The organism is Streptomyces rectiviolaceus, from assembly GCF_039533825.1.
Lineage (GTDB): Bacteria > Actinomycetota > Actinomycetes > Streptomycetales > Streptomycetaceae > Streptomyces > Streptomyces rectiviolaceus.
Genome location: NZ_BAAAUG010000050.1, coordinates 1 through 17,789 on the forward strand (window position 1 = coordinate 1; position 17,789 = coordinate 17,789).

At 72.1% G+C, this 17,789-nt stretch carries 15 protein-coding genes; 5 read left to right on the forward strand and 10 right to left on the reverse strand.

What is annotated here, in order from left to right; translation table 11 throughout:
• Both ABD378_RS16615 and ABD378_RS16620 read right to left on the reverse strand, forming a co-directional pair.
• Nucleotides 1-498, reverse strand: a 498-nt coding sequence (locus tag ABD378_RS16615; RefSeq protein WP_344521687.1) for a TIGR04282 family arsenosugar biosynthesis glycosyltransferase, incomplete at its 3' end; no start/stop codon positions are given.
• Nucleotides 495-1,256, reverse strand: coding sequence for a glycosyltransferase family 2 protein (locus tag ABD378_RS16620; protein WP_344521688.1), 762 nt, complete (start codon nt 1,254-1,256; stop codon nt 495-497). The genes ABD378_RS16615 and ABD378_RS16620, both read right to left, overlap by 4 nt.
• A 124-nt stretch (nt 1,257-1,380) precedes the next feature.
• Here ABD378_RS16620 and ABD378_RS16625 point away from each other — a divergent pair, with 124 nt between their 5' ends.
• Complete coding sequence (locus ABD378_RS16625; protein WP_344521689.1) at nt 1,381-2,265, forward strand: response regulator transcription factor; 885 nt, start codon at nt 1,381-1,383, stop codon at nt 2,263-2,265.
• 5 nt (nt 2,266-2,270) lie between these two features.
• A complete protein-coding gene (locus ABD378_RS16630; protein ID WP_344521690.1) occupies nt 2,271-3,383 on the forward strand; it encodes a sensor histidine kinase in 1,113 nt (370 codons plus the stop codon).
• 35 nt (nt 3,384-3,418) lie between these two features.
• Here ABD378_RS16630 and ABD378_RS16635 read toward each other — a convergent pair whose 3' ends face one another.
• The 4 genes from ABD378_RS16635 to ABD378_RS16650 all read right to left on the reverse strand — a co-directional run bounded on the left by ABD378_RS16635 (nt 3,419) and on the right by ABD378_RS16650 (nt 8,944).
• Nucleotides 3,419-4,468, reverse strand: a complete 1,050-nt coding sequence (locus ABD378_RS16635) for an NAD-dependent epimerase/dehydratase family protein (RefSeq protein ID WP_344521691.1) — start codon at nt 4,466-4,468, stop codon at nt 3,419-3,421.
• A 339-nt stretch (nt 4,469-4,807) separates the two neighbouring features.
• Nucleotides 4,808-6,187 (reverse strand): carboxyl transferase domain-containing protein, encoded by a 1,380-nt coding sequence (locus ABD378_RS16640; RefSeq protein ID WP_344521692.1) that lies wholly within the window; start codon nt 6,185-6,187, stop codon nt 4,808-4,810.
• Entirely contained in the window at nt 6,180-7,628 is a 1,449-nt protein-coding gene (locus ABD378_RS16645) for an acyl-CoA synthetase (RefSeq protein WP_344521693.1), read from the reverse strand. The genes ABD378_RS16640 and ABD378_RS16645 overlap by 8 nt, the downstream gene beginning before the upstream one ends.
• A gap of 53 nt (nt 7,629-7,681) precedes the next feature.
• Nucleotides 7,682-8,944, reverse strand: a complete 1,263-nt coding sequence (locus ABD378_RS16650; RefSeq protein WP_344521694.1) for an SLC13 family permease — start codon at nt 8,942-8,944, stop codon at nt 7,682-7,684.
• A 276-nt stretch (nt 8,945-9,220) separates the two neighbouring features.
• On the opposite strand from ABD378_RS16650, the gene ABD378_RS16655 reads away from it, so the two are divergent.
• From ABD378_RS16655 to ABD378_RS16665, 3 genes are all read left to right on the forward strand, one after another.
• Entirely contained in the window at nt 9,221-9,952 is a 732-nt protein-coding gene (locus ABD378_RS16655) for a FadR/GntR family transcriptional regulator (protein ID WP_344521695.1), read from the forward strand.
• A 154-nt stretch (nt 9,953-10,106) separates the two neighbouring features.
• Entirely contained in the window at nt 10,107-10,793 is a 687-nt protein-coding gene (locus ABD378_RS16660) for an esterase/lipase family protein (protein ID WP_425583849.1), read from the forward strand.
• Nucleotides 10,794-10,898: 105 nt separating this feature from the next.
• Nucleotides 10,899-12,218: a YhgE/Pip domain-containing protein gene (locus ABD378_RS16665; RefSeq protein WP_344521697.1), complete on the forward strand. Its 1,320-nt coding sequence runs from the start codon at nt 10,899-10,901 to the stop codon at nt 12,216-12,218.
• 42 nt (nt 12,219-12,260) lie between these two features.
• Here the strand turns inward: ABD378_RS16665 and ABD378_RS16670 are convergent, their stop codons facing one another.
• The 4 genes from ABD378_RS16670 to ABD378_RS16685 all read right to left on the reverse strand — a co-directional run bounded on the left by ABD378_RS16670 (nt 12,261) and on the right by ABD378_RS16685 (nt 17,598).
• Nucleotides 12,261-13,319 carry a YncE family protein gene (locus tag ABD378_RS16670; protein ID WP_344521698.1) on the reverse strand — a complete coding sequence of 353 codons (1,059 nt, stop codon included), beginning with the start codon at nt 13,317-13,319 and terminating at the stop codon, nt 12,261-12,263.
• A gap of 118 nt (nt 13,320-13,437) precedes the next feature.
• A complete protein-coding gene (locus ABD378_RS16675; RefSeq protein WP_344521699.1) occupies nt 13,438-13,974 on the reverse strand; it encodes an NUDIX hydrolase family protein in 537 nt (178 codons plus the stop codon).
• An 85-nt stretch (nt 13,975-14,059) separates the two neighbouring features.
• Entirely contained in the window at nt 14,060-15,907 is a 1,848-nt protein-coding gene (locus ABD378_RS16680) for an ABC transporter ATP-binding protein (protein ID WP_344521700.1), read from the reverse strand.
• Nucleotides 15,904-17,598 (reverse strand): ABC transporter ATP-binding protein, encoded by a 1,695-nt coding sequence (locus ABD378_RS16685; RefSeq protein ID WP_344521701.1) that lies wholly within the window; start codon nt 17,596-17,598, stop codon nt 15,904-15,906. Before ABD378_RS16685 ends, ABD378_RS16680 begins: the two co-directional genes overlap by 4 nt.
• Nucleotides 17,599-17,789 lie beyond the last annotated feature (191 nt).

The window sequence follows — 17,789 nt, forward strand, 5'->3', positions numbered from 1 at the left end:
CCGGGACCGTTGAAGGGCGCCGGTGTCGGGCCTCGACATGGGGACGCCGCGCAGGAGCTCCGGATCGGGCTCGGCGAGGCCGAGCGCCCAGAAGCCGCCGTCGACGGCAGGGCCGAACCAGGCGTCGCAGTCCCGCCAGGCGTCGGGGCCGAGCGCGGGGGCGAGCAGGCCAGGGGTGATCTGCGGGGTGTCCATGCCCACCAGGAGGGCCGGGCCCGAGCAGCCGCCGAACGCCGCGGCGAGCCGTTCGTCCAGGCCGCCCGCGCACTGGGGCACCACCTCGATGCCGGAAGGGAGCCAGGGCCCCGACTGCCCGTCGAGCACCAGGACGCGTCGGCGGGCGGGCGCAGCGAGCACGGTGGCCAGGGTGTCGGCGAGCGAGGCCGCCGCCAGCTCGGCGGCTTCCTGGGGGGTGTAGGGCGGAGTGAGGCGAGTCTTCACGCGCCCCGGCAGTGGTTCCTTGGCGATGACGAGCAAGGTCGTCCCGTACGAGGTCACAGCGCACCGCCCGACGCCCGCCGCGCACGGCCGACGGGGGGCGCCTGCGGCGGCTCCGCGAGCACGGCCCGCATGTCGCGCACCGCGTGCCACGTCCCGAGCCACGTTCCCGTGACCTTCGATTTCCCGGCACGCGGCAGATACGGCACGTCCCGCTCCTCGATCCGCCAGCCGGCGTCGGCCGCCCGCACGACCATCTGCAGCGGGTATCCGCTGCGCCGGTCGGTCAGGCCGAGCGCGAGCAGCTCCTCGCGCCGCGCCGCCCGCATCGGTCCCAGGTCGTGCAGCCGTACGCCGGTGCGCCGCCGCAGCATCCGCGCGAGCGCCAGATTGCCCGCCCGCGCGTGCGGCGGCCAGGCGCCGCGTCCCTGCGGGCGCCGCCGTCCGACGACGAGATCGGCGGCTCCCTCCGTCACCCTGCGTACGAAGGGCCGCAGCAGCCCCGGGTCGAGGGAGGCGTCGCAGTCGCAGAAGCACACGACGTCCGCGTCGGACGCCGTGAGGCCCGCGTGGCAGGCGGCCCCGAAGCCCCGCCGCCGCTCATGCACGACGGTGGCGCCCAGGGCGCGGGCGATGTCGGCCGAACCGTCGGTGGAGCCGTTGTCGACGACGACGGCCCGCCAGTCCTCGGGAACGCGTTCCAGGACCCAGGGCAGCGCGGCGGCCTCGTCGAGGCAGGGCAGGATGACATCGACCCGAAGGGCGCGCGCGTCAGGTGCGTCCGGCACGTCGGGTTCTGCGGAGGGGGAGGGGGTCATGTGACTCACCCTATGAATCTGAACCGGATATTTCGGACTTGAGGTTCTTACGAAACGGGGACGTCGGCAACCGCGAGGGGCTCTGCCGGGCAGGTCGGCGCGCGACAGGTGCGAGGCTTGCGGCATGCAGCCACCACCGCAGGACAGCCCGCACGCCGGGGCCGGCGCGCCCGATGTGCCCCGGGTGCTCGTCGTGGACGACGACCCGACCGTCGCCGAGGTCGTCGCGGGCTACCTCGAGCGCGGCGGCTACACGGTCGAGCGCGCCGAGGACGGCCCCGGGGCGCTCGAACGCGCCGGGGTGTTCCGGCCCGACCTGGTCGTCCTCGATCTGATGCTGCCCGGCATGGACGGTCTGGAGGTGTGCCGCCGCCTGCGCGTCAGGGGTCCGGTGCCCGTCATCATGCTCACGGCCCGTGGCGACGAGGACGACCGGATCCTGGGCCTTGAGGTGGGGGCAGATGACTACGTCACCAAGCCCTTCAGCCCGCGCGAACTGGTCCTTCGGGTGGAGTCGGTGCTGCGCCGCAGCCGCGCCGTACGTGCTCCCCAGGCCGTCGCCACGCTGCGGGCCGCCGGTCTGTGGGTGGACCCGGCTGCGCGTCGCGCGACGAAGGGTGGTGTCGAACTCGCCCTCACCCTGCGCGAGTTCGACCTTCTCGCCTTCCTGCTGCGCCATCCGGGGCAGGCGTTCGGGCGGGAGGAGCTGATGCGGGAAGTGTGGGGCTGGGAGTTCGGCGACCTGTCCACGGTCACGGTCCACATCCGCAGGCTGCGCGGCAAGGTCGAGGACGACCCGGCCAGGCCGCGGCTCATCCAGACGGTGTGGGGCATGGGGTACCGCCTCGACGTGCCGGACGGGGGAGAGGTCCCTGAGGGTGCCGGTGATGACGCGTCCGACCGCGACCCGCCCGCTCCTCACGCTCCTCACGGCCCTTCCGCTCCCCACGCTCCTCGCGGTCCTCGCGACCCCGACGGTGACCGCGTACCGCCCCGAGCCGAAGGCTGACCCTCATGCAGGACATCCTCCTCATCGCCCTCTTCGCCTTCCTGGGTGCTGCGAGCGCCGGGCTCCTGGGCGCCTTGGCGCTGCGCCTCCTGCGGCACCGCTCCCTCACGGTGACGATGACCGTCGTGGCGGCCGTCGCGGTGCTCGCGATGCTGGCCGGGACGCTCGCGGTGGCGTGGGAGATGTTCCTGTCGCCGCACGACCTGACCGTGGTCACCATCGTCGTGGCGATGGCCGCCGTGGTCTCGCTCGCCACCGCGCTGCTGCTCGGCCGCTGGGTGGTCGCCCGCAGCAATGCCCTGACCCTGGCCGCCCGGTCCTTCGGCGACGGCGGCAGCTTCGCGGCCCCGCCCGAACCCGTCAGCGCCGAACTCGCGGCGCTGACGAGGGAGTTGGAGTCGACAAGCGCCAAGCTCGCCGAGTCCAGGGAGCGCGAGCGCGCCCTGGAACGTTCCCGGCGCGAACTGGTCGCCTGGATCTCGCACGACCTGCGCACCCCGCTGGCCGGACTGCGGGCCATGTCCGAGGCGCTGGAGGACGGCGTGGCGGCCGAACCGGACCGCTATCTGCGCCAGATCCGCACCGAGGTCGAACGCCTCAACTCCATGGTCGGAGACCTCTTCGAGCTCTCCCGCATCCACGCCGGCGCGCTGGCTCTCTCGCCGTCCCGCATCTCCGTCTACGACCTCGTGGGCGATGCGCTCGCGGGCGTCGACCCACTCGCCCGCGAGCACCGGGTGCATCTCGTGGGAGACAGCGTCGAGGCCGTCCCGGTGGAGGTCGACAGCAAGGAGATGAGCCGCGTCCTCGGCAATCTCCTGATCAACGCGATCCGCCGTACGCCGGCCGACGGAACCGTCGCGGTGGCCGCCGAGCGTTCCCCCGACGGAGTGGTGCTCTCCGTGACCGACGGCTGCGGCGGCATCCCCGAGGAAGACCTGTCCCGTGTCTTCGACACCGGCTGGCGCGGCAGCCAGTCCCGCACGCCCCCGGCGGGCGCGGGACTCGGCCTCGCGATCGTGCGCGGCATCGTCGAGGCCCACCAGGGCCGGGCTGCCGTACGCAATGTGGCGGGCGGCTGCTGCTTCGAGGTCACGCTGCCGACGGCACGGGCGTAAGCGCTGTTCCCGGGAAGAGCGGGACCCCGACGGGGCTAGCCCCGCAACGGCGCCTTCGCGAAGGACGCCATCCCCTCGGCGAAGCCCACATCGGCCCGCCACCCCAGCTCCGCCCGCAGCCGCCCCGAGTCCGCCGTGACATGCCGGACGTCCCCGAGCCGGTACTCACCCGTCACCACCGGAGCCGGGCCACCGAACGCCCGCGCCAGCTCGCGTGCCATCTCCCCGACGGTGTGCGGCTCCCCGCTGCCGGTGTTGTACGCCGTGCACACCCCCGCGTCCCGCTCGCGCAGCGATTCCAGGGCCGTCGCATTGGCCGCCGCCACATCCCGTACGTGCACGAAGTCCCGCCGCTGGCAGCCGTCCTCGAAGACCTGGGGCGCCTCGCCCCGCTCGAGCGAGGAACGGAAGAACGAGGCCACGCCGGCGTAGGGGGTGTCGCGGGGCATGCCGGGGCCGTACACGTTGTGGTAGCGCAACGACACCGCGCGGCCGCCCGTCGCCCGTGCCCACGCGGCGGCCAGATGCTCCTGCGCCAGCTTGGTGGAGGCGTACACATTGCGTGGATCGGTGGGCGCGTCCTCGCCCACCAGGCCAGGCCTCAACTCGGCCCCGCAGTCGGGGCAGAGTGGCTCGAAGCGCCCGGCGTCCAGATCCGCCGCGGCGCGCGGGCCCGGCCGGACGGCCCCGTGCCGTGCGCACTCGTACCGCCCTTCCCCGTACACCACCATCGACCCGGCGAGCACCAGATCCCGTACCCCGCTCTCGGCCATCGCGGCGAGCAGGACGGCCGTGCCCAGGTCGTTGCAGCCGACGTACTCGGGGGCGTCCGCGAAGTCCTTGCCGAGCCCCACCATCGCCGCCTGATGGCAGACCGCGTCCACCCCGCGCAGCGCGTCCCGCACCGCGTCCCGGTCCCGGACATCGGCGACGGTCCACCGCTGTCCGGCGGGCGGCCGCGGTGGTTCGGCGTGGGCGGACGGCAGCAGGGCGTCGAGCACCACGACTTCGTGCCCGCGTTCCGTGAGGGCTTCGACCACGTGCGATCCGATGAACCCGGCGCCGCCGGTGACAAGTACGCGCATGCGGCCCACGCTAGATGCGCCGGGCCGGGCTGACGATCACCGACGGGGCTTCGTCACGGGTCCGTAAGAACCGTGCGGGGGTGGCATACGGGGGACGGCCGCCGCCTGCTGAAATGGCGACGGCCGTCGGGCGCGCGAGGGCGAGGTTCCCCGTCATCGCCTCCGCGCGCGGAATGCCCTCCCCGGCGGTGGGGTCGCGGGAGTACACCACCGTAGAACGGGGAGGACAGCGGCTGGAGCTGGTGCGGACACGGCTCGCGGGCCCCGCTGCCTCGCTTGGATGGTAGAAGCGTGCGGGATTGATCGGAACAGCGGATGACTGACTCCAGCCAACTCCGTCTAGTGGTGATGCCCCGTCACAATGCCTCTGGCAACGCCGAGTTCGACCAGATCCTGAGGGCGCAGGCGCAGGTGTTCCGCCGTCGACCGGGTCTCCTCGTGCCCCCGTTTGAGGATCGCGGTGGCGAGTTCCGGTGCGATCACCGAGAAGTAACTGTCCGGTGTCGCCCAGAGGTTGCCCGGTGCCGCGAGGGCGAGTGCGCCGCCGGATCCGCCCTCGCCGATGACCAGCGAGGTGACCGGGACAGATGCCGTGGCGACGGCGGCGAACAGTTCGGCGATGGCGGCGCCCGCCCCCGCTCGCTCGGCCTCCGCCCCGTTCGCGGCACCCGGGGTGTCGACGAGCGTGAGCACGGGAATGCCGAGCCGCCCCGCGAGCCGGACAAGACGGGCCGCGGTGCGGTAACCGGCGGGCGTCGTCGCCGTCCCGCACTGCGCCGCGTAGGCGACCGTCCGCCCCTCGTGCAGCCCGAATCCGCAGAGCATCCCCGGGTCCGTGCCCCCGCACCGGTCGCCCCGCAGGGGCGCGCGCTCGATGAAGTAGGCGTCCAAGTAGGCCGTGGCGCGCGGACGTTCGGCGGCGCGGGCGCGGCTGACGGCCTCCCAGCCGGTGGTGGGCAGCTCGGTGCGGCCGAGTGCGGTGGGGGGTTCGGCGGGTTCGGGGGTGGTGGGAGCGGACAGCAGCCTGAGGCGCAGCGCCAGCGCCTCCCGCAGTTCCTCGGGGCGTACGACATCGTCGATCGCGCCCGCCGCCAGCTGCGCCTCGGCGGTGTACGCCGCCGGATCCGTGTCCGCCGGGCGTACCCGCGACCCGGCGAAGCCGACCTGGCTGCCGGGCAGCGCAAGGATCAGGTCGGCGCCCGCTCCCAGGGTGGCCCAGCCGCCGCCGGTGGTCGGATCGCGAAGGACCGCGATCCGGGCGAGCCCCGCCGCGCCGGTGAGCTCTGACTGCCGGGCCACGCGCTGCAGTTGGACCAGGGCGCGCATGCCCTCCTGCATACGGCTGCCGCCCGTCGCGATCAGCGAGACGACAGGCAGCCGGTGGTCCCGGGCGTGGCGGTGGGCTGCCTCCAGGCGGTCCCCGGTGCGCTCGCCGAGGGAGCCGCCCAGGAAGCCGAACTCGAAGGAGACGAGCACCGCCCGGGTGCCGCCGATGGTGGCGGCGCCGCAGACCACCGACTCCCGTTCGCCGGTGCGTTCCTCGGCGCGGGCGCGGGAGTCGGCGTATCCATGCCAGGCGAGCGGGCCGTCCGGACCATCCTCGGACAACCCCTCTGTGGGGCAGGGGAGTTCGAGGAAGCTGTCCTGATCGGCCACGGCGGCGATGGCCGCGCGTGCGGTCGGGCGAGCCGCCGTTCCTTCAGGAGTGGGCTCAGGCATGGAGGGATCGCTTCATGATCTTTCCCATGTCGTTGCGGGGAAGCTCCGCCAGAAAGCGCACGGCCCGGGGGCGCTTGTGCGGGGCCAGCTGGGCGGCCACGTGATCGGCCAAGTCCCCTTCTGCCGGAGGTTGTTCGGGGTCCGTCGGTACGATCCAGGCGACGATGCGCTCGCCCAGGTCGTCGTCCGGTTCACCGGTCACCGCGGCCTCCCGCACGCCCGGGTGCTCGAGCAGGGCGTTCTCGATCTCGCCCGCACCGATCTTGTAGCCGCCGCTCTTGATGAGGTCGGTGGCCTTGCGGCCGACGATGCGTACGTAGCCGTCGTCGTCACGGACCGCCATGTCTCCGGTGCGGAACCAGCCGTCGGCGGTGAAGGCCGCGGCGGTGGCGTCGGGCCGGTTCAGATACTCGGTGAACAGATTCGGGCCGCGCACCTCGATCTCGCCGACCTCCTGCCGGTCCGAGGTCTCGGCGCCCGCCTCGTCCACGAACCGCAGCTCCACACCGCCAAGCGGCACCCCGACGGTTCCGGCGCGCGGTTCGCCGTCGGCCCGCACGCTCGTGTTCATCAGGGTCTCCGTCATGCCGTACCGCTCGATCACCCGGCGCCCTGTCGCCGCCGCGATCCGCTCGTGGTCGTGCACGGGCAGTGCGGCCGACCCCGAGACCAGGAGCCGCGCGCCGGACAGGGCCTTGGCGAGACCCGGGTCGGTGGGCAGCGCCTCCGCGATGCGGTGGTACATCGTGGGCACGCCGAACAGCATCGTGGCCCCGTCGGACAGTTCGCGCCGCACCCCCTCGATGGAGAACCGGCCCAGGTGCCGCACCGAACCGCCCCGGCGCAGCGGCCCGAGGATGCCGAGGATGAGACCGTGCACATGGAACAGCGGAAGTCCGTGCACCAGCACGTCGTCGGAGGTCCACTGCCAGGCGTCCTCAAGGGCGTCCAAGGTGGCGGCAAGGGCCCTGCGGGGCAGCACCGCGCCCTTGGGCGGGCCTGTGGTGCCCGAGGTGTAGACGATCAGGGCGGGGGATTCCGGGTCGGGCTCGGGGACCGCGGTCGCTGTCACGCTGCCGGTGAGCGTGATGTCCGTACGCTCCAACACCCGCAGTGGAGCAGGGAGTTCATCGCCCGGTGCCGCAAGCACCACCGAGGGGGCACTGTCGGCCACGATGTGCCCCAGCTCGCGCTCGCCGGTCTTCGGGTTCAGCGGCACGACGGGCACACCGGCCAGCAGCGCGGCCACGACACCGACGGCGGTTTCGAGCGTCGGCGTCGCCCACAGCGCGACCCGGCTCGCCGAGCCGATCGAGGTGGCCACGGAACCGGCCGTGGCGGCGAGTTCGGCGTACGTCAGTGAACGTGTGCCGAAGCGCAGGGCGGGGAGGTCGGGGCCCGCGACGAGGGTCGGGAAGAGGGGCGGGTGGGGAGAACTCACGCTGCGTATCTCCTTGGTTGTCGTCGAAGATCGTTGGGGGCCGTGCAGCCGTCCTACCCGAATCCTGGCACCACGAGCACGAACCACACCGCTGCGGGCACCACGGCCACCACGATTCCGCCGTACACCATCAGCTGCCGGAAGAAGCGTTCCCGGTCGACGTCCGGGGCGGCGGCGAGCACCAGCGCGCCGTTGGTCGAGAAGGGGCTGACGTCCACGACGGTGGCGGAGACGGCGAGCGCCGCGATCATGCCGACCGCGCCGATCTCGCCCTGCGCGAGGAACGGCACGGCGAGCGGGATGAGCGCGCCCATGATCCCGACGGAGGAGGCGAACGCGGAGATGATCGCGCCGATGTAGCAGAGCAGCAGGGCGGCGAGGAGCGGGACGCCGATGTCGGACACGCCCTCACCGGCCCAGTCGATGGTGCCCATCTCCTCCAGGACGCCGACGTACGTCAGCACACCGCAGATCAGCAGCACAGTCGGCCAGGCGATCTCGCCGACGGCCTTGCGGCTGGAGTCGGGCCAGAACGCGCTCAGGATCACGGCCAGGGTGATGGCGCTCAGACCGGCGTCGAGGTCGAAGCCGAGCACGGCGACGACGAGGGCGACCAGGGCGGCGAGAGTGGCGATCTTGGCCGGATCGAGACGCGAACCCGCCTCCTTCTGCTCGTCGCCGGTGCCGCGCTGTCCGTCGCCGGTGTCGCGACCGCCCAGCTTCAGCCCGCCGAAGAGGACGAAGACGATCCCGGCGATGAGGAGGTTGACGACGAGCGAGGCGAGGAAGAGCGCGAGCTCGTTCCCCGGCAGCTTCTCGCGCTCCACGATGCCGTTGACGATCGAGCCGTAGATGCTGATGGGCGAGAAACCGCCGCCCTGGGCCCCGTGCACCACCATGGCGCCCATCAGGAGCGGGCTGATGCCGTACTGGGCGGCGAAGCTCAGGGCGATGGGCGCGACGATCGCCACGGCGGCCGGGCTGACCGCGCCGATCGCGGTGAGCGCCCCGGTGATCACGAACATCACCCAGGGGATCAGCGCGATCCGTCCGCGCACGAGCCGGATGGACGCGTGCACCAGCCAGTCCGTGGTGCCGTTGGCGCGGGCGATGGCGAACAGATAGGTCACGCCGACCAGGACGACGAACAGATCGCCCGGGAAGCCGGCGAAGATGCCGTCCGCGTCGAGGTCGGCGGCCAGTTCGCCGACCGCGAAGGCGGCGGCGAAGGCGAGCGCGCCCATGTTGATGGAGCGGGTGGTGGCGATCACGAAGACCACCACGAGTACGAGGATGGAGATGAGTTCGGCGGACATCGTGGGCTCCCGTCCCTGGGGCCGTCCTTGCGGGGCCGTGGTTCGGCCGTGAGCGGCAGGCCGGCTCGGCCTCTGGCCCAGCAGTGGCCAAGTGGCTGAGCCAATCCGGCTGTTGGCGGAACTCAGCGTCGGGGTATCGGTTTCGGCCGTCAAGGGATCGGACGTAAATTGGCTGAACCACTTGGCCACTCGTCCACTGGGTCGGCCGCTGTTAGGCTGCGAATCCATCGGCAAGGGGACCGAAATCCTGCACGGGGACCGAAATGGGGGGTTGGGATGTCTGACGCGCTGCGCCCCATGGGCAGGACGAGGCTGTACGAGCAGGTGCTCGACCGGCTCCGTTCCTACGTCGGCGAAGGCGCCCTGCGCTCCGGCGACCGGCTGCCGCCCGAGCGTGAACTGGCCCAGCGCCTCGGCGTGTCCCGTGCCTCCGTCAAGCAGGCCATCGTCGTACTCGAAGTGCAGGGCCTGGTCGAGGTGCGGCACGGCGGCGGCACCTATCTGGTCAAGGACAGTCTGGACGCCGAGCCCGTGGAGCGGCTCGTGGAGCGCAAGCGGCGGCTGCCCGACGTGCTCGAGGCGCGTGAGGCCCTGGAGACGAAGCTCGCCGAACTGGCCGCCGAGCGGCGCACGGACGATGACCTGCGGGCCATGCGGGACGCCCTCGCCACGATGGCGCGGGAGATCGAGGCGGGCGAGCGCGGCGTCGAGGGCGACCGGCTCTTCCACGCCGCCGTGACCGCGGCGGCCCACAGCGCGCTGCTCGCCGAGTTCATGCGCTCCATCGCCGAGCAGATCACCGAGAGCCGCAACGAATCGCTGCGCCAGGTGCGGCGGCCCGCCCGCTCCCTCGCCCAGCACCACGAGATCCTCGACGCGATCGAGGCCGGCCGGGGCCGGGCGGCCGCGGCCGCGATGCGCCGGCATGTGCGGACGGTCGCGAAAGTACGGCTCCTCGACTGGAACCCGGACGACGAGGCGAGCGCACCGGATCACTCCGAGGCCTAGCACTCACCCGTACCCGCGGTAACTTCCCTGCTGCACAAGGCTGTTCATTCGTCGGCGCAGACCTCACCATTCTCGGCACCGCTCACGCGTCACGCGTCACGTGTCCTGACGCGGTGAACGTGGTGACGTCCGCCGGCCCGAGGGGGAACCTGTGCTGCGCCGATCTTCCGTCCCACTGACCATCGCGGCCGCCGCCGCCCTGCTGACGCCGCTGACCGCGGCCCAGGCGGACGAGGCCCCGACGGCCGCCCGCACTCCGGTGATCTTCGTCCATGGCTACAACGCCGACCCAGGCGTGTGGGGCTCCCTGCGCGACGACTTCAAGGCGTCCGGCTACACGGACGCCGAGCTGTTCTCCTGGGGGTACGACACCAGCCAGTCGGTGAACGAGGTGCTCTCCGGCCGGTTCGCCGCGTACGTCGAGGAGGTGCGCGCCCGGTCGGGCGCCGCCGAGGTGGACATCGTCGCCCACTCCTTCGGGAGCCTCGTCACCCGCTGGTACGTCAAGCACGGCGGCGGCACCGCCACGGTGGCCCACTGGGCCTCCCTCGCAGGACCCAACCACGGCACGTCCACGGCCTGGGCCTGCGCCGCCTGGTCGCAGGCCTGCCGTGACATGACACCGGGTTCGTACGTCCAGGACGGGCTCGCGGAGGGCGACGAGACGCCGGGAGACGTCGCCTACGCGACCTGGTGGTCCAACTGCGACGAGGTCATCAACCCGGACGACAGCGTGCTCCTCGACGGTGCGACGAACAACGGGGCGGGGTGCCTGAAACACAACGACCTGCTGGGCGATGACGGGGTGTCACAGGAGGTGCGGGACTTCGTCGGCGGCTAGTACGCGGGTCCCTGGCGCACAGAGGGAGACCCCATTCGCCTGGTCCTTCGCCCCTGAACGTGTTGTTCGCTCCGGGCGCCGCACGCGGCACCGAAGGTGGGCACCATGGACGACGACACCCACGACACCGACGACACCACGGCCGACAGAGCTCCCCGTCACAACGGCGCCGAGGCACGTGCATCGGCGCTTCTGCGCCGCCCCAAACTGTGGCTGGTGCCCACCGTTCTGACCGGGCTGCTCGCCCTGCTGCTGTCCCTGCTCTACATGGGCGGCATCATCAGCCCCAACCGCGACCTGCGCCACCTGCCCATCGCCATCGTCAACGAGGACCAGGGAAAGCCCCCGGCCGGGCAGCGGCAGAACCTGGGCACGCGGCTCGCCGAGACCGTCGTCGCCGACACGTCGAGCGACAAGGCCGACTGGCGCCGGCTCACGCGGGCCCAGGCCCAGGACGAGCTGGACTCCGGCAAGATCTACGGCGCCCTGCTCGTCCCCGCGAACTTCAGCGACTCCGTCGCCGCGCTCACCACCACGCGCGCGACGGAGCGGCCGACGATGACGGTCCTCACCAACCCCGGCATGGGCAGCCTCGGTTCCTCCCTGGCGAGCAGGATCGCCACGGCGGCCGCACAGCAGTCCTCCCAAGCCATCGGCAAGGAGCTGAAGGCGGCGGGCGCCGACAAGGAGGCCGGTTCCACCACGGGCCTGCTGCTCAGCGACCCCGTCGGCATCACCACCGAGGTCGGCCACCCCATCGGCGACAACAGCGGGTTGGGCCTGAGCGCGTTCTACTACACCCTGCTGCTCGTGCTGGCAGGCTTCCTCGGCGCCAACCTCATCAGCATGGGCGTCGACACCGCTCTCGGCTACGCGGACAGTGAGATCGGTCCCTGGCACACCCGGCGCCCGACCGTGCCGATCAGCCGCACGCAGACGCTGCTCCTGAAGATGGCCATGACCGCGGGGATCACCGTCCTGACCACCACCTTGATCATGCTGGCCACCATCGCGATCCTCGGGATGGACGCCACCCATCTGCCGCTGCTGTGGATCTTCTCCTACTGCGCGAGCCTCGCGGTCGGCCTGGGTGTCCAGGCCATCAACGCGGCCTTCGGTGGGATCGGCCAGCTCGTGTCCATGTTCGTCTTCATCGTCCTGGGCCTGCCCTCCTCCGGAGCCACCATCCCGCTGGAGGCGGTCCCCGCCTTCTACCGCTTCCTCGGCATCTTCGAGCCCATGCGCCAGCTCAGCGGGGGCGTCCGCTCCATCCTCTTCTTCGACGCCCGCGCCGATGCCGGTCTCGCCCGCGCCTGGATCATGATCGCGATCGGGAGCGCCGTCGCGGTGGCCTTCGGGTTCGCGATGACCCGCTACTACGACCGCAAGGGGCTGCACAGGATGACTCCCCAGCCCTCACCCTGAACTCCCGCTGATCTCCCCCTGATCTCTTCCTGAACTCGCCTTTCAGCGGCGGAGGCGGACGCGGGTCAGCAGATCCTCGCCCGCGGGGCCCGAGCCCGACTTGTCGACCACGTACGCGTGACCGTCGGCCACCTGGACGTGGTTGGGGTTCGCGCCGGTGGCCACGGACTTCACCACGGCTCCCTTGTGCGGGTCGACGACCGTGACGGTGGCGGTGGTGCGGTTGACGGCAAGGACGTGGCCCGAGCGGTGGTCGACGGCCACGGACTTGGTGCCGCCGCCGGTGGCCACGGACCGGGTGACCGCACCCTCGCGCAGGTCGACGACGGTGACCGTGCCGGAGGTCTGGTCGGCGGTGTAGGCGGTGCGGCCGTTCTTGGAGAGGGCGATCGAGAGCGGTCCTTCGCCGGCCGGGATGAGCCGCGGGCTCTCGGAGCCGCGGGAGACCTCGATGATCTGGGCGCCGTGGTAGTCGGCTGCGTACACCGAACCGGTCCGTTCGTTCACGGTGATGCCCGTCGGTCCTGTGCCGGGGACGGTGACGCGCTTCTTCTCCTTGAAGGTGCCGGAGTCGAACGCGACGAGGCTGCCGTCGGCGAAGGAGCTCGCCCACACCGTGTCGCGCCGCTCGTCGACGACTATCTCGCGGGCGTGGTTCACGTTCGGCAGCGTGGCGAGGCGCTTGCCGGTGCGCTGGCTGTAGACGGCGACGCTGTTGTCGCGGGTGTTGGTCGTCCAGACGGTGTTGTGCTCGTCATCGACGGTGACGCCGTAGACCGCCTCGACGGCACCGGTGGCCGCGTCGGTGACCGGTGGCGTGTAGGCCTTCTCCACCTTGAGGGTGTCCGGGTCGACCTTCAGCAGACGGGAGTCGGTGACGGTGGCGGGCGGCATGCCCACGGAGGAGGTCATCCAGAGCGCGTCGTTCCGCTCGGAGTACGCGGACTGGTACAGGCCTTGCCTGATCGGCGCCGTGACGGCGGGCGAGCCGGTCTTCGCGGTGTCGGCGCCCGCGGTGCCGGTCGAGACCAGGGCACTTCCCGCGGCGAGCGACACGGTGATCGCGGTGGTACGGCGGGCCCGGCGGATGGTTGAGCTCATGCTGCGTCGATCTCCTTGGCAGATGTGCCTTCGGAGGAAGGCACTCGCCGATCAACTTAGCCGAGCCTTACCTAATCCGTCAGGCCCCTCCTGTCTGGTCCCGTCTGGTCCGGTCCCTTCAGGTCAGGCAACCGGCGTGCGCCAGGGCCTGCTTGAGGAGAAGGCCGTGACCGCCCGGCATCTCGTTCTGGACCACCTCGGACGAGGCCTCCTGCGGACTGAACCAGACCAGGTCGAGAGCGTCCTGCCGGGGGCGGCAGTCGCCGGCCACCGGGACGATGTAGGCGAGGGACACGGCGTGCTGGCGGGGGTCGTGGAACGGCGTGATGCCTTGCGTGGGGAAGTACTCGGCGACGGTGAAGGGCTGCAGGGAGGCCGGGACGCGGGGGAGTGCCACCGGGCCGAGATCCTTCTCCAGGTGGCGCAGGAGGGCGTCCCGGACCCGCTCGTGGTGCAGGACCCGTCCGGAGACGAGGGAGCGGCTGACCGACCCGTCCCGCCCCATGCCCAACAGCAGTCCGATGCTGGTGACTTCGCCGCTGTCGTCGACGCGCACCGGCACGGCCTCGACGTACAGGATCGGCATGCGGTTACGGGCCTGCTCGAGCTCGTCGGAGGTCAGCCAGCCGGGCGTGGTTTCGGTCGTGTCAGACATCGGCTGATCATACGTTCACCGGCTTCCGTCGTGCTGCTTCACCTTCGTCCCGGTGTCGCCGAAGGCGAAGAACGGGTCCCGAGGGTCAGTCGTCGTCCTTCACGGTGTCGGGGCCGCCGTGGTGCGTGGGGGGCGCCTCGGTCGCGGTACGGGTGCCGGACCACGCCTCCCACAAGGAGGCGTAGGGGCCGGAGCCTTCGCGCAGTTCGTCGTGGGTGCCGCTCTCCACGATCCGGCCGTCCTCCATGACGACGATCCGGTCCGCGGTCGCGGCCTGGGTGAGGCGGTGCGCGACGACGAGCGCGGTGCGTCCCTCGACCGCCCGGCCCGCGGCCTTCTCCAGGAGGCGCGCGCCGGTGCTGCCGGCCTCGGCCGTCGCCTCGTCGAGCACGGCGACCGGCGGGTCGGCAAGCATCAGCCGGGCCAGGGCGAGTTGCTGGACCTGGGCGGAGGTCAGGCGGTGGCCCCCGTCGCCCACGACGGTGTCCAGGCCGTCGGGCAGCGCTTCCGCCCACTCCAGTGCCTCGACATCGGTCAGCGCCGTGCGCAGCTCGTCGTCGGTGGCGTCGGGACGTGCGAGGCGCAGATCGTCCGCCAGCGGTCCGGCGAAGACGTGCGTCTCCTGGGTGACCAGGGCCACCGGCAGACCGCTGCCACGGCCCGGGGTCCCGGTCAGGCGTACCGAGCCTGAGGTCGGCCGGTGCACCCCCGCTATGAGTTTGGCGAGGGTGGTCTTGCCGGCGCCGCTCGGGCCGACCAGCGCCACCCGCTCTCCGGCCCGGAGCGTGAGGTCCACGTTCTGCAGGACGGCACGGCCGGGTACGTACGCGTGGTCGATGCCGGTCACGGTGACGGTGCCGTCCGGCTCCGTACCGCGCTGCGACGGCTCGGCCGTCCCCTGTGGCCGCGTGGGCTCAGGAGTGGGCTCGTCGGCCACCCCGACGAGGCGGGCGAGCGAGGCGGTCGCCGACTGCGCGTCGTCGAGGAGTACGAGCGCGGAGTTGACCGGCGTGAAGAGGCTGTGGAAGTAGAGCGCGGCGGCGGTCGCGGTGCCGATGGACACGGAGTCCGCGCGGACGAGGAGGAAACCGGTGACGAGGACGGCGGTGAGGCCGGTGTACTCGGCGACGTGCAGGCGGTTGTAGAAGTCCAGGACCAGCCGTATGCCGCGCATCTTCAGCTCGACCGCGGTCGACGAACGCCGGGTCACCCGCGCGGTGTGCTCCTCCTCGATGGAGAAGCCACGCACCGTGCCCGCGCCGGCGATGGTGTCGAGCAACTGCTGCTGCTGTGCCCCGGTGGCGATGCGCTGCTGGGCGTAGAGCGGAACGGCGTGGCGCACGTACCAGCGGGCGGTGGACGCCTGGACGGGCACCGCGAGGAGGGCCGCGACCAGGAAACGCCAGTCGAGCGCCGCCATCGCGGCCAGCGTCAGGAAGATGGCGAGCAGCGAACGGGCCAGTTCGGGCAGGGCGCTGCGCACCGCCTCGCCCACCACGGAGACGTCGCGGGTCACCCGGGCGGTGAGGTCGCCCGCCCCCGCCTTCTCCACCTGTTCGAGCGGCAGCCGCAGGGCCTTCTCCACGAACCGCTCACGCAGTTGCGCGAGCACGGTCTCGCCGAGCCGGGAGACGAGTGACAGGCCGAGCGCGGTGGTCCCGCCGTGTGCGAGGGCGACCAGGACGAGCAGGACGACCGGCAGCGTGAGGTCTCCCGCCGGCCGCTGGTCGGCCACCAGGTCGACGATGCGGCCGAGGATCGGCTGGACGAGCAGGCCCACGCCGGTCGCCGCGATCATCACCGCGAAGCCGCCGAACGCCAGGCCGCGGTACGGACGCACCAGCTCGCGGACCGCGGCTCGGGTGCGGACCGCGGTCGCGGTGGGGAGCAGCTCGCGGGTGTCCGGATGCTGTTCGGACGAGGTCTCGTTCATGCCAACACCGCCGTGCGATAGGCCTCATGACGTTGGATCAGGTCTGCGTGCGGGGCCGTGTCGGTGATCCGGCCCTCGTCCAGGAGCACCACCCGGTCGGTGACCGAGAGCAGCGCGGGACTGGTGGTCACCAGGACCGTGGTGCGACCCTTGCGGATCTCGCGGAGACCGGTCGCGATGCGGGCCTCGGTCACGGCGTCGACCGCGGTGGTCGGATCGTGGACCACGAGGACGGGCCGTTCGGCCGCAAGGGCGCGCGCGAGGGCGACCCGTTGGCGCTGCCCGCCCGAGAGCGAGTGGCCGCGCTCGCCGACCGACGTGTGCTCGCCGTCCGGCAGTGTCTGCGCGACCTGGGCCACTCCGGCGGCCGCCATCGCCTGCTCCGGGTCGGTGCCCTCGGGGGCGGCGGCCGTGACGTTCTCGCGGACGGTGCCTGCGAAGAGGTCCGCGTCGTGCGCGGCGACGAGCATCGCCGTGCGCAGCTCGGCCGGGTCGAGGTCCCGCAGGGGTATGCCGTCCAGTTCCACGGTCCCGGTGTCGGGGTCGGTCCGCCGGGCCAGGCAGCGCAGCAGATCGGTGGCGTCCGCGGGGTCGGTCGCGACGACGCCGAGCAGCTCGCCGGGCGCGATGTCCAGATCCACTCCGCGCAGCCCGCCGTGCCGCACGCCGACGAGCCGGACCGCGCCGCGCACCGGCTGGGGCAGGCCGCGGTCTCCGGAGGTGACGGCGGGCGGTGTGGCGACGACCTCCGCGATCCGGGTGGCCGACGCCCGGCCCTGGGCGAGCTCGGCGTTGACCCAGGAGAGCGTCTCCAGGGGGCCGAGCAGGAAGAGCGCGAGCCCGACCGCCGACACCAACTCGCCAAGACTGATGCTGCCCTGGGCGGCCAGCCTGCCGCCGACCAGTGCGACGGCGGCGATCAGGCAGCCCGTCAGCGCGAGCACCACACCGCTCTGGAAGGCCTGCGCGCGCGCCGCCTTCAGGGTGGCCCCCAGGGAGTCGCGGCTTGTGGTGCGGTAGCGGGCGATGGCCGCCGACTCACCGCCGATGCCCTTGAGGATCCGCAGGCCCGTCACCAGGTCGGCGGCGACGGCCGACGCGTGCGCCGCGCGCTCCTGCTCGGCCTCGCTGCGGCTCTCCAGCGGTTTGCTCAGGAGATGCCCGAGCCAGAGCAGCACCGGGGTGCCGAGCAGCACGACCAGGCCGAGCGTCAGCGACATGCGCAGCAGGACCACGGCACAGGTGAGGATGCCGGTCAGCGCCGAGATCCCGGCCATCAGGGCCATGTTGACGGCGCCGACCCGCTTGGCGTCCTCGGTCGCGATGTTGGCGAGCGCCCCGGGCAGCCGGCCTTCCTCGGCTCCGCCGCCGGGGTCGAGTATGCGGCGTACGAGAGAGATGCGCAGGGTGTGCTCGGCGCGGGCGGCGGCCCGCTCACCGGCCATGGCGCCGAAGCGGAAGCTCAGCGCGAGCGCCACATAACCGACGGCGAGGACACCGAGACAGACGAGCAGGGCGCCGGTGTCGGAGTCGGTGACGGCCTGGTCGATCGCGACACCGATCAGGACGGGGACCAGCGCCTCGCCTATCTGGTGGCCGGAACCCAGCAGCGAGCCGATGGCGACATCGCGCCGCTGCCCCCGTATGGACTCTTTCAGGACGTCCCGCCCCGACGGACTTGAAGAACTCACCCGCCACCCTCCAGGGCCGGACAACGAAAATCTAGGTGAGGCTACCCTAAGTCAATTGGGTCGATTACCCGTGGTGGCGTCCCATGCCCCAACTCTTCGGCCGCCGGTGAGGGCTCCCGCCGCCGTCGCCTCCCGGCCACTGTCGCCGCGGGCCCCTAGGCTTCCTCCTGGCATCGGCCCCTACCCCTGGA